General features: G+C 29.4%; 12 protein-coding genes and 1 pseudogene. 6 read left to right on the top strand and 7 right to left on the bottom strand.

The annotated features are described in order from the left end of the window. The 7 genes and pseudogenes from Q0714_RS08545 to Q0714_RS08515 form a co-directional block, all read right to left on the bottom strand. Nucleotides 1-699 (bottom strand): annotated as a pseudogene (locus tag Q0714_RS08545) (phosphoglucosamine mutase); the annotation flags it as partial. Nucleotides 700-804: 105 nt separating this feature from the next. After that, nucleotides 805-2,664 (bottom strand): 30S ribosomal protein S1, encoded by a 1,860-nt coding sequence (rpsA, locus tag Q0714_RS08540; RefSeq protein ID WP_298264212.1) that lies wholly within the window; start codon nucleotides 2,662-2,664, stop codon nucleotides 805-807. A 184-nt stretch (nucleotides 2,665-2,848) separates the two neighbouring features. After that, a complete protein-coding gene (locus Q0714_RS08535) occupies nucleotides 2,849-3,601 on the bottom strand; it encodes a LytTR family DNA-binding domain-containing protein (protein ID WP_298264210.1) in 753 nt (250 codons plus the stop codon). Nucleotides 3,602-3,640: 39 nt separating this feature from the next. After that, entirely contained in the window at nucleotides 3,641-3,958 is a 318-nt protein-coding gene (locus tag Q0714_RS08530; protein ID WP_298264209.1) for a 2TM domain-containing protein, read from the bottom strand. 36 nt (nucleotides 3,959-3,994) lie between these two features. After that, nucleotides 3,995-4,285 (bottom strand): 2TM domain-containing protein, encoded by a 291-nt coding sequence (locus tag Q0714_RS08525; protein ID WP_363317300.1) that lies wholly within the window; start codon nucleotides 4,283-4,285, stop codon nucleotides 3,995-3,997. Between the two features lie 62 nt (nucleotides 4,286-4,347). Beyond that, entirely contained in the window at nucleotides 4,348-5,691 is a 1,344-nt protein-coding gene (locus tag Q0714_RS08520) for a 2TM domain-containing protein (protein ID WP_298264208.1), read from the bottom strand. A 31-nt stretch (nucleotides 5,692-5,722) separates the two neighbouring features. After that, the gene (locus Q0714_RS08515; protein ID WP_298264206.1) at nucleotides 5,723-6,154 is read right to left on the bottom strand and encodes a DUF2141 domain-containing protein; all 432 of its coding nucleotides are present in this window, start codon (nucleotides 6,152-6,154) and stop codon (nucleotides 5,723-5,725) included. A 235-nt stretch (nucleotides 6,155-6,389) separates the two neighbouring features. Here Q0714_RS08515 and Q0714_RS08510 point away from each other — a divergent pair, with 235 nt between their 5' ends. The 6 genes from Q0714_RS08510 to lipA all read left to right on the top strand — a co-directional run bounded on the left by Q0714_RS08510 (nucleotide 6,390) and on the right by lipA (nucleotide 12,905). Then, the gene (locus Q0714_RS08510) at nucleotides 6,390-8,492 is read left to right on the top strand and encodes a translation factor GTPase family protein (RefSeq protein ID WP_298264205.1); all 2,103 of its coding nucleotides are present in this window, start codon (nucleotides 6,390-6,392) and stop codon (nucleotides 8,490-8,492) included. Nucleotides 8,493-8,911: 419 nt separating this feature from the next. Continuing rightward, entirely contained in the window at nucleotides 8,912-9,097 is a 186-nt protein-coding gene (locus Q0714_RS08505) for a membrane or secreted protein (RefSeq protein ID WP_298264203.1), read from the top strand. Between the two features lie 3 nt (nucleotides 9,098-9,100). After that, complete coding sequence (locus tag Q0714_RS08500; RefSeq protein WP_298264202.1) at nucleotides 9,101-10,210, top strand: glycosyltransferase; 1,110 nt, start codon at nucleotides 9,101-9,103, stop codon at nucleotides 10,208-10,210. Beyond that, nucleotides 10,204-10,770 carry a sigma-70 family RNA polymerase sigma factor gene (locus Q0714_RS08495; protein WP_298264200.1) on the top strand — a complete coding sequence of 189 codons (567 nt, stop codon included), beginning with the start codon at nucleotides 10,204-10,206 and terminating at the stop codon, nucleotides 10,768-10,770. Before Q0714_RS08500 ends, Q0714_RS08495 begins: the two co-directional genes overlap by 7 nt. Further along, nucleotides 10,767-11,996: an NRAMP family divalent metal transporter gene (locus tag Q0714_RS08490; RefSeq protein ID WP_298264199.1), complete on the top strand. Its 1,230-nt coding sequence runs from the start codon at nucleotides 10,767-10,769 to the stop codon at nucleotides 11,994-11,996. Before Q0714_RS08495 ends, Q0714_RS08490 begins: the two co-directional genes overlap by 4 nt. Before the next feature lie 36 nt (nucleotides 11,997-12,032). After that, entirely contained in the window at nucleotides 12,033-12,905 is an 873-nt protein-coding gene (lipA, locus tag Q0714_RS08485; RefSeq protein ID WP_298264197.1) for a lipoyl synthase, read from the top strand. The last annotated feature ends 16 nt before the right edge of the window (nucleotides 12,906-12,921 follow it).

Below are 12,921 nucleotides of genomic sequence, written 5' to 3'. Positions count from 1 at the left end.
GGCTGTTAAATGCTCTTTTAAAGGTTCTGGATTGTGTGGAAACTCTCCATTAGGCTCACAGTACAATTCAACACAGTCCACTCCTAATTTTGATAATAACGCCGGGATTGCAATCCCGCCTGTTGAGTTTACAGCATCTACCACTACTTTAAAGTTCGCTGCTTTTATGGCCGCAACATCTACTAAATCTAATGCTAAAACCTCTTCTATATGCTTATTGATGTAATTTTTCTTCTTCCTATAAACTCCTAAATTATCTACTTCTGAAAAAATATAACTGTCTTCAGAGGCTATTTCCAACACCTCTGCTCCATCTTTTGCATTTAAAAACTCTCCTCTTCCATTGAGTAATTTTAAAGCATTCCATTGTTTAGGGTTATGACTTGCTGTAATGATAATTCCGCCATCGGATTTCTCTAATGGAACGGCAACTTCTACTGTAGGAGTAGTTGACAATCCTATGTCTATTACATTTATCCCTAAACCTACCAAGGTATTGCCTACCAAACTACTTATCATTTTTCCTGAAATACGAGCATCTCTTCCCAAAACTACGGTAAGTACTTCCTTGTCGGATTGTTTTTTTAACCACATTCCATAGGCGGCTGCAAATTTTACCGCATCTAAGGGTGTTAAATTTGTAGAAACTTCTCCTCCAATGGTACCTCGTATTCCCGATATTGATTTTATAAGTGTCATAGATTTAGTTTAAGTTTTGCAAAGTTAAATTTTATAGATTTAATAACGAAAAAAAAAGCTGTATCAAATGATACAGCTTTTTAAATTATAATGTATATGAAAATCTTATTTTCCTTCCATTTTTTTCTTTAATGCAGCTAAATCTCCACCTAAATCTCCAAGAGTTGTTTTATCTGCAGTATCAGCTTTTTTCTGTGCTGCCTTGATATTTTTCTCTTCTTGAGCTTTAAATATTGAAGTATGAGATGCAACTACACGTCTAAATTCTTTGTTAAATTCTATAACTTTAAATTTATCCGTATCACCTTTAGCTAATTTAGAACCGTCTTCTTTAACTGTAAAACGACTTGGAACAAATGCTTCAACACCGTCTTCTAAAATTACAATAAGTCCTTTATCACTTTTCTCTTTTACAGTACCTTCATGAATAGAATCAATTGCAAAAGTATCTTCGTGAGCATCCCAAGGATTATCAGTAGTTTGTTTATGACCTAAGTTTAATTTACGTCCTTCTACATCAAGCTCTAAAACTTCAACTTCTAATTTATCTCCTACAGAAACAAAGTCAGATGGGTGTTTAATTTTCTTAGTCCAAGAAAGATCAGAAATATAAACTAAACCATCAATACCTTCTTCTAATTCCACAAAAACACCAAAGTTAGTATAGTTACGAACTGTACCAGTATGTTTTGAACCTACTGGATATTTATCAGCAATATTATTCCAAGGGTCTGGGTATAATTGCTTAATGCCTAAAGACATTTTTCTTTCTTCTCTATCTAAAGTTAATACTTGAGCTTCAACTTCGTCACCAACAGATACAAAATCTTGCGCAGAACGTAAATGTGTAGACCAAGACATTTCAGAAACGTGAATTAATCCTTCAACACCTTGAGCAACTTCAATAAATGCACCGTAATCAGCAAGTACAACTACTTTCCCTTTTACTGTGTCACCTACTTTAATATTTTCATCAAGTGCTTCCCAAGGGTGTTTACTTAATTGTTTTAATCCTAATTGAATTCTTGTTTTCTCATCATCAAAATCAAGAATTACAACATTTAATGTTTGATCTAACTCAACCACTTCACTTGGGTGGTTAATTCTAGACCAAGATAAATCTGTAATGTGAACTAATCCGTCTACACCACCTAAATCAACAAATACACCATAAGAAGTAATGTTTTTAACAACACCTTCTAATACTTGTCCTTTTTCTAATTTACCTATAATTTCTTTTTTCTGAACTTCAATATCAGCTTCAATAAGTGCTTTGTGAGAAACTACAACGTTTTTGAACTCTTGGTTGATTTTTACCACTTTGAATTCCATTGTTTTCTCTACATATTGATCGTAGTCTCTAATTGGTTTTACATCAATTTGAGAACCTGGTAAGAATGCTTCGATTCCGAAAACATCTACAATCATACCACCACGAGTTCTACATTTAACAAAACCATTAACTACTTCACCTGTTTCGTGTGCATTATTTACACGATCCCAAGCTTTAATTACTCTTGCTTTTTTGTGCGATAATACCAATTGACCAGTACTATCTTCTCTTTTGTCAACTAAAACTTCTACTGTATCACCTACAGCTAAGTTTGGATTGTAACGAAATTCGTTTAAAGATATCACTCCTTCTGATTTAGAGTTAATATCAATAATTGCTTCGCGATCGGTTTTTCTAACCACTACACCATCAATTACTTCACGCTCGTTTACTAAACCTAAAGTACCTTCTAGTGCTGCTTCAAAAGCTTTAATATTTTCTTCATCAACTGCTTCAATTCCTTCTTCGTATTTGTGCCAATCAAAATTTGCTAAAAATTCTTCTGGATTCACTTTTTCTACTTTAGGAGCTTCTGCTACTTCTTCTTTAGTTTCTTTTTTGGCTTTTGCCGCTGTTTTTTTTACTTCAGTAGCTTCTACTTGCTCTTCAGTTTTTTTTGTTTCTTCAGACATTCTGCTGAGATAATTATTTGTATCTTATTGTTATTCAGATTTTTAAACGATAATAACTCCAAGAGATTATTTATAATTTATTTTCTGTTAATTCCTTTTAAATCTGTTCTCGTAAAAAGGAGTGCAAATTTAAGGAATTTATTTTATTATAACAAAAAGAAAATGAAGCTTTTATCTGTTTTAATTAGTCTATCCAATTTTTAAAATCTTTGACTCGTTCTCTACTAACTATAATTTCAGATTCATTATAAGTATGAAGAATTAATTTTAAACGACTATTTGTGTATGAAATTATATCTTTTATAGCATTTATATTTACAAAATATTTACGGCTAACTCTAAAAAAGGCTTCTGGGTGCAATTTTTCTTCTAATTGATCTAAAGTATCTTCAACTAAATAGGTTCTTCCATCAATAGTAAACATATTGGTAGCTTTGTTTTCGCTATAAAAACACTCAATTGTTTTAATTGAAATCATTTTTAAATGTTGCCCAATTTTTACTGTAAAACGCTTTTTATAGTCTTTTGAAGAAGGTGCTATCAAATTTTTAAGTTGTTCAATATTTAGGTCTAATTTAGGTGTTGAAAGTTGTGTTTTTTTAAACTGATTTATGGCATTTTCAAGTTCATCAGCATCAATAGGCTTTAATAAATAATCTACACTATTTAATTTAAATGCTTTTAGCGCATATTCATCATACGCTGTTGTAAAAATAATTGCGCTATTAATTTGAACCTCTTCAAAAATTTCGAATGAGAGCCCGTCTGATAACTGAATATCTAAAAATAATAGTTCTGGATGTTCATTGGTATGAAACCAGTTTACGGCTTCTTCAACCGAATGTAACATTGCAATAGCTTCAATATTAAATTCGTTAAGCATTCTACTTAGCCTACGAGCGGCTGGTTTTTCATCTTCTACTATGACTACTTTCATTATTGTTTATTGCTGTTATGGATGTTGACATCCTTTTTATTATTCCCAATATTGTTTTTTATCTTTATCCATAATTTCTTTAATCTTTCTATCTTCCCAGTTTTTCCCTAAAATAAAATCCATTCCAAAAACTCCAAATGCGTGAAAAGCTAATCCAATTCCCCAAAAAAACATGGTTCCGTATGAACTCCAATCTAATAAAAGTCCAACACCTTCACCAGATATAAATCTTGCTAAAAATATAAATACATTTACTCCTAAATACACAAATAAATGAACGTAAAATCCTTTAATAGCTTTTACTTTTTTTTGTGCTCTTATATATTTTTGTTCTTCTGAATAATTATTTCTTTCCATTGTATTTTACTTTAGTTGTTTAAATATTCTAAAATTCTATTTGAATTTTTCTTTATCCATTAATTCTTTAATTTTTCTTTCTTCCCATGCTCTGCCCAAAATTATGTTTACTCCAAAGGTGTTAAAACCGTGAATTATAATTCCAATTCCCCAACCTAACATTGGAAACCAAAACCAATGATACCCTGGTGATGTTTTTAAGTTTATAAATATTAAAAAAGGGATGACCAAACAGTAGGATAATAAGTTCCAGTAAAAACCTTTAATTTCTTCAACTTTCTTTTTTGCTCTAATGTATTTTTGTTCTTCTGAAAAATCTGCTTTCATCTTTTTTCTTTTAAATAGTTAATCTATGATTGTTTAATTTAGTATTTATAATAATCTACTAATTATTCCCAGTACTGTTTTTTATCGTTTTCCATAAATTCTTTAATCTTTCTGTCCTCCCAGTTTCTTCCAAAAACTGAGTTATAGCTAAAGGCTTTAAATCCTTGAAAAACCATTCCGATTCCCCAACCTAGCATTGGAAACCAAAACCAGTGAAATTGAGGTACATATTCTAAATTAATATAAATTAATATAGGAATTACAATACAATACGCTACTATACCACTGTAAAAAGCTTTTATTTCTTCTACTTGTTCAACAGCTCTCATATACTTGCTGCTTTCTATATTTTCTGATGTTCTCATTGTTGTTGTTTTTTGTGTTAATAATGGCAACTTAACTGTAAAATAAGTTGAATCTTTTTCAATTAATACTTTTTTTAAAGTTAGTAAATTGTACCTTTCTACTATATTTTTTAAACCAACTTTTGTTCCTTTTTCTATGATTGTTTTTGGGTTGTAATTGTTAATTATAGTTAAAAATCCTTTTTCTTCTTTAATGGTTACCTTTAAAGGATTTTCTTCTGAAACTACGTTATGTTTTATGGTATTTTCCAATAATAATTGTAAACTCAGTGGTATTATTTTTAATTCTGGATTACTTGCTTTCTCTGGAATTTCAAAAGTAACTGCATTTTCAAAACGCATTTTAAGCAATTCCATATAGGCTTTAGCAAATAACAACTCTTCATCTAATTCAATTAAATCTTTGTTCTTTTGTTCTAAAACATAGCGATATACTTTAGATAACTTTGTTGTAAATTTTTCTGCTTGTTTTGGGTTTTCACCTATTAATGAAGTTAGTACATTTAAACTATTGAATAAAAAATGCGGATCTATTTGACTTTTTAAAGATTCATATTTTGCTGTTTCAGTTTTTGCAACAATTTGTTGTTCAGTTACTTTTTTTTCAGAAAGCGCTTTATAAAAGAAAATTATGTGAAATATTAAGCTAATAATTACAATTACTACAAATCCAAATAGATAATAATTATAAGCATATGGATCATTTATAAACGAATCTAAAGGCTTACTTAAAATTACAACTAACGTTATAAATCGTAAAACTACCATTCCTAACATCGTTACTATTATTGAACCAAAAGCACCAACTATCAGCCTAATTTTTGAATTATTTTCCCAGTTAAATTTAGCTTCTAAATATTTGAAAAAAAAGGCGTTTAACGTTGTTAATGAAACCGCATATAATAAATGAATACTTAAAGAGATTAATAACTGATTGTACGACACATTAAATCCGTTTGAAAGCAATAACCTATCAATTACAAACACAATCAATCCAATTATTACTGAAACTTTAAGAATATATTTCACATCAGTTTTCATAATTCACATTTCTATTTTGAATATTTGCAATTTAAAACTTAATTTCTAAAGTTAAATCTTTTCCAGATACTTCAAATTTAGAATTTTCAAATTGAGGTGGTCCAAAATTAAACGAGTTATTTGAAGTTCCAAAGTTTTCTTTTGGCATCCCGTTTTCTTCAAAATCCATACGTTTATTTCCGTTTTCATCATGAAAACAAACTATGGCATAAACTCCTTTTGGTACATTCTCAAAAATTACTTTACTTACACCGTTACTTATTGTTGATCCTTTTGCAAATAATGGCTGTTTTAAAAAGCCATCCTCTTTATACAGAGCAAAGTTTACAGTACCATTATTGTTTAAAGCATTTGTAACTGAAACAGTAATTGTTGATAAATTAGATTTTTTTGGATTTTCTTGTGCTTTTACTGCTACCGCCGAAGAAAATAACAGTAAAATGGTTAAAATTAAATTTTGCATACTAATTATTTTTAAAATTATTATTATTTTGTTTTTGACACTTCAAAAGTCATTGAAATAAATGCTTCATAAAATTTTATATTACTGAATTGTCATTTATTTGTGATGAATTGTAAAATCAACGCATCATCATTTATATTTTCATTCATTCTACTTTTTAAAAACTAACATTCGTCATATTTTTAATACAAAAAGTTTGTAACTTTATAGGACTTTTTACAAAAACAGTTAGATTATGAAAATATACGATGATAAACACATTAAAAATGTTGCTTTTGTAGGCGCTAATAAAAGTGGAAAAACTACGCTAGCAGAAACAATGCTTTTTGAAGCTGGATTAGTCAACCGCCGTGGTAGTGTAGAAAACAAAAATACTGTTTCAGACTATCACGAAATTGAACATGAAAGAGAAACTTCCATTTTTGCCACTCCACTTCATACCGAATGGCGCAACTACAAAATTAACATTATTGACACTCCAGGTTTAGACGATTTTATTGGTGAAATTGCTTCAACAATGCGTGTTGCAGATTCTGTTGTGACCGTTATTAATGCACAACAAGGTGTTGAAGTAGGTACCGAAATTATTTGGAATTATGTAGATCGATTTTCACTTCCAACCTTATTTGTAATTAATCAAATAGACAGTCCTAATGCAGATTTTGACGAAAGTTTTAAAAGCATTGTAGATTTAGTAGGTAATAATGCTGTAAAAATTCAATACCCACTAGTTGTTGATGGTGCACAATGTATTATTGATGTACTAAAAATGAAAATGTACAAATTTGGTCCTGAAGGAGGAAAACCTGAGAAATTAGAAATCCCTGCAGATCAAATTGATATTGCAAATGAGTTTCATAATGAATTAGTAGAAAAAGCAGCAGAAAATGATGAAGATTTAATGGAACTTTATTTTGATAAAGGTACGCTTAATGAAGATGAGATGAGAGAAGGTATTAAAAAAGGAATGTTAAATCATGAACTTTTCCCTGTTTTCTGCGTTTCTGCATTAAATGATATGGGTAGCGGTAGATTAATGGGCTTTATAGATAATGTAGCACCTTCTGCAGCTGATTTAAAACCAGAACAAACAGTTGAAGGTAAAACTCTAGAATGTAAAGCTAATGAACCAACCTCATTATTTATTTTTAAAACACTTTACGAACCTAACCTTGGTCAAGTAAGTTTCTTTAAAGTAAAATCAGGCGAAATAAAACAAAATGATAAATTAGAGAATTCCAGAAATGAAGAAATTGAAATTTTAAATCAATTATACATTATGGATGGTAAAAATAGAGAGCCTGTTGAAAAATTAACAGCTGGAGATATTGGAGCCACCTTAAAATTAAAATATACCGAAACTAATGATACTTTAAGAACCAAAGGCTCTAATATTACTATTAAACCTATAAAGTTCCCTGAACCAAGAATTAGTAAAGCAGTAAGTGCTGCTGATAAAAATGATGAAGAAAAACTAAGTGATGCCCTAAAAAAAATTCATCAACAAGATCCTACAGTTATAATTAAATATTCTAAAGAATTAAAACAGCTAATCCTTTCTTGCCAAGGCGAATTACATTTAGCAACAATTGATTGGACTTTACAAAATATTTATGGAATAAAAGCTGAATTTGAACAACCAAAAATAGCTTATAGAGAAACCATTCAACGCTCAGCAACTACAAGCTACAAGCATAAAAAACAATCTGGTGGATCTGGACAATTTGGTGAAGTACATATAAAAATTGAACCTTATTATGAAGGAATGCCTGAACCTGAAGGTTTTAATATTAGAGGTAAAGAAGAAATTGATTTAGATTGGGGAGGAAAACTTGTATTTTACAACTGTATTGTTGGTGGTGTAATTGACGCCCGTTATTTACCTTCTGTATTAAAAGGTGTTTTAGAAGTTATGGAAGAAGGTCCATTAACTAAGTCTTATGCAAGAGATATTAGAGTAATGCTTTTTGATGGTAAAATGCACGCTGTAGATTCTAATGATATTTCATTTAAAATTGCTGCTGCTCATGCATTTAAAGATGCTTTTTTAAATGCTAAACCTAAATTATTAGAGCCTGTACATGAATTAAATGTAAAAGTTCCAGAAGAATTAATGGGAAATGTTATGACTGATTTACAATCTCGTAGATCAATTATTTTAGGAATGGATAGTGATGGAAAATACCAAACTATAAAAGCTAAAACTCCTTTAGCTGAAATGTATAAATATTCAACTACTCTTCGTTCAATTACTCAAGGTAGAGGAAGCTTTACCACTAAATTTTCCAATTTTGAATTAGTACCAAACAACGTTCAAGAAGAACTCGTAAAAAAGTAAACCTAAATATTAATTATATATCAAAAAAGGACTCATCAAATTAGTGATGAGTCCTTCCTGTTAGTAGTATACTGATTAATAGTTATTAATTCAACCAATTTTAATAATTTCGAAAGTTTTAGATGGTGTTAATACTTAGTACATTATTATTATTTAAACTATTAATCTGTTGTGAATTTAATAAAAATTTTTCAATATAAAAAGAATTTTCCTGACAATTATCATATCACTTATGTTTTACTTAAAAAACACACAAAATTATTGCGATTTATTCAATTTAAAAATTAAGTTTTTATAATACTATAAGATTTTTTGAAATTCAGTATCTTTGCAAAACTATTTATGAAATGATCGTTGTGTATTTTTAATAAAATACTACGTGAATTACATCTGAAAACAAAAACAAAAATTCTATACAGATGAAATTATTTTTAATTACACTTGCTTTGTTAGGGATAGGAGTTGCTGGAATTGCAATTAAAATTTGGGCAAAAAAAGATGGTAAATTTGCTGGTACTTGTGCTAGCCAAAATCCACACCTTAACAAAAATGGAGAACCTTGTGGATACTGTGGAAAAACAGCCGACCAATGTGAAAATAGATAATTGATGCTCGAATATTTATTTATTGCTTTTATAGTAATTTTTTGTATTCAATTTATTTTTTACTTTTTCATTTTTGGTACGATTACATTTTTCAAGAATAAACCAACCAAAAGCAACTTTTCCAAACCTATTTCAATTATAATTTGTGCAAAAAACGAGGCCGAAAATTTAACTAAAAACCTTCCTCATTTTTTAAATCAAAATTATCATACTTTTGAATTAGTACTTATAAATGATAGTTCTTCCGACACTACTTTAGAAGTCTTAGAAAAATTTAAAAAAAAAGCTACTATTCCTATAAAAATTGTTGATGTTAAAGCTAATGAACAGTTTTGGGGAAGTAAAAAATATGCACTAACCTTAGGTATAAAAGCAGCTTCTTTTGACCATCTATTATTTTCAGATGCTGATTGTTATCCAAATTCAACTCATTGGATTACAGAAATGTCACAATTTTTTAATTCTGAAAAACAATTAATTTTAGGCTATGGAGCTTATAAAAAAGTTTCAAAATCTGTGTTAAACAAACTTATACGTTTTGAAACTTTATTAACCGCTATCCAATATTTTTCGTACTCAAAAATTGGCTCACCATATATGGGTGTTGGGAGAAACTTAGCCTATACAAAATCTTTATTTTTTGAGAACAATGGTTTTGTAAATCATATGAAAATAAAATCTGGAGACGACGACTTATTTGTCAATCAAGTAGCTACAAAAAATAATACTACTTTTAATAGCTCTCCTAAAAGTTTTACAATATCAACACCAAAAACTACTTTTAAAGAATGGGTTCAACAAAAAAGAAGACATGTATCTACTGCGTCTTTTTACAAGCCATTTCATAAATTTATGTTAGGCTTATTTTATAGCACTCAAATTAGCTTTTGGCTATTTAGCATTGTTCTTATTTCTTTTCTTTATAGGTGGGAAATAGTTTTACCTCTAATACTAGTTAGAATTTGTATTCAATATTTAGTGATAGGGTTTTCTGCTAAAAATTTCAATGAAAAAGATTTAATTACTCTCATACCTTTCTATGAAATATTTTTGATATCGCTACAAATGTTTATCTTTATAAAAAATCTTATTTCAAAACCCTCACATTGGTAAAAAAAAATCAGGATATTGCCGATTTAATTGAAAAAGCTAGAAAAAAAGATCAAAAAGCTTTTAACACATTGCTTAATACTTATTGGAGTGATATTTTTAGGTTTCAATTATCTAAAACCGATAATGAAGATGAAGCAGAAGATATTACTATCAAAACTTTTTCAAAAGCCTTTGATAAAATTCACCTTTATAACGAACGTTATAATTTTAAAACTTGGCTAATTTCTATTTCAAAAAATATTTTCTTAGACCATTTACGAAAACAACGCACAGATACTATATCAATAAACAAAAAAGAATCTGAAGCATACAAAATTTTTGATGAGTCTCCTTCAGCAGAAGATCAATTAATAATTGAACAAAATTTAGCTCAACTTCTTCATTATTTAAAACAACTTAAACCACATTATCAAGAAATTATTAACTTAAGATATTTTAGAGAAATGAGTTATAAAGAAATGGCTGATAAATTAAATGAACCTATGAGTAATATTAAAGTAAAATTACTTAGGGCAAAAAAATTACTTGCAGAAATTATCACTAACGCTTCAAAAAATTGAAATCATCTTTATTACATGGAATTAAAAAATTAGGTCCTGGTTTATTATTTGCAGGTGCAGCTATCGGAGTTTCTCATTTAGTACAATCAACTAGAGCTGGAGCCGACTTTGGTTTTGGATTAATCTGGGCTTTGGTTTTAATTCATTTAGTAAAATATCCATTTTTTCAATTTGGACCTCGCTATGCAACAGCAACTGGTGAAAGTTTATTAGATGGCTACAAAAAATTAGGGAAAGGAGTTTTATTAACCTATTTCATTTTAAATTTAGCAACTATGTTTACCATACAAGCAGCTGTAACCATTGTAACAGCTGGCTTAGCCGCAAATTTATTTGGAATCACCTCAAACCCTGTACTATGGAGTATTATTATTACTTCAATATGTTTTATATTATTAATAGTAGGAAAATATCAATTGCTTGATAAATTGATGAAGCTTATTATTATTACTTTAACCTTAAGTACTATTATAGCACTTTTAATGGCTTTTTTAAATTCAGAAACTATCCAAAACTTTTCGCAAATAATTCCTAATGGAACGGTTGAAGTAAGCTTTTTAATTGCTTTTTTAGGTTGGATGCCTGCCCCATTAGATGTTTCAATATGGCAATCTCTTTGGGCAATAGAAAAACAAAAAGACAAAAGTTATAATTTTAATACCAAGCAAGCAATATTTGATTTTAACATTGGTTTCAGTGGCACCTTAATTTTAGGGACATGTTTTGTTTCATTAGGTGCCTTAGTAATGTTTAATTCTGGTGAAACTTTTAGCGGTAGTGCAGTACAATTTTCAGAACAATTAATCACACTTTATACGAATAACTTAGGAGCTGAAATGTATATATTTATAGCTGCTGCAGCTTTTACCACTATGTTTAGCACAACCATAACCACACTTGACGCTTCTCCAAGAGCAATGACCAAAACGTTTGATTTACTCACTAATAAATCTTATAAAAATATGTATTGGTTTTGGATTTCATTTTTAGCAATTGGTACTATTATAATTCTTTTATTTTTTATGTCTGAAATGGCAACTTTAATCAAAATAGCAACAATCCTATCCTTTTTAACCGCTCCATTTTTTGCCATCATCAATTATCTTTTAATATCTGGAAAATACACTCCAAAAGAATGGAGACCCTCTACTCCATTAAAAGTTTTAAGCTGGTTTGGAATTATATTTTTAATAGGGTTTAGCATTTGGTATTTATTTAGTTTATAAATTCTTTGTATTTTTGCAGTCAATTATTAGAATAAAATGACTGAAGATACCATCACACCTGAATCCAAAATACAAAAGCCAAAATGGCTACGCGTTAAATTGCCTGTAGGTAAAAAATATACTGAGTTAAGAAACGTTGTTGACAAATACAAGCTAAACACAATTTGCACAAGTGGTAGCTGTCCAAATATGGGAGAATGCTGGACAGAAGGAACTGCTACCTTTATGATTTTAGGGAATATTTGCACACGCTCTTGTGGTTTTTGTGGTGTAAAAACTGGAAGACCCGAAACAGTAGATTGGGAAGAACCTGAAAAAGTAGCTCGTTCTATTAAATTAATGAACATTAAACATGCAGTAATAACTTCTGTAGACAGAGACGATATTAAAGATGGTGGTTCAATAATTTGGGCAGAAACTATTAATGCTATTAGAAGGGCAAATCCAACTACAACTTTAGAAACTTTAATTCCAGATTTTCAAGGAAATAAAACTAATATTGATAGAATTTTAGCAGTAGCACCAGAAGTAATCTCTCATAATTTAGAAACTGTTAGACGTTTAACTCGAGAAGTACGTATACAAGCAAAATATGATAGAAGTTTAGAAGTTTTAAAATATATGAAAGATCGAGGGCAACGTAGAACAAAATCTGGTATTATGCTTGGTTTAGGTGAAACTGAAGCTGAAGTAATTGAAACAATTCAAGATTTAGCCAACGCAAAAGTTGATATTTTAACCATTGGTCAATACTTACAACCTAGTAAAAAACACTTGCCAGTAAAAGAGTTTATTACTCCAGAACAATTTGCCAAATACAAAGAAATTGGTGAGAAAATGGGATTTAAATACGTTGAAAGTGGAGCTTTAGTCCGTTCTTCATATAAAGCTCAAAGGCATTTAGTATAATGATAATTTATACAAC

Origin of the sequence: uncultured Lutibacter sp., assembly GCF_947493565.1 — a bacterium.
In the GTDB taxonomy this organism is placed as follows: domain Bacteria; phylum Bacteroidota; class Bacteroidia; order Flavobacteriales; family Flavobacteriaceae; genus Lutibacter; species Lutibacter aestuarii.
This window is presented reverse-complemented; position numbering and strand designations above follow the sequence as displayed.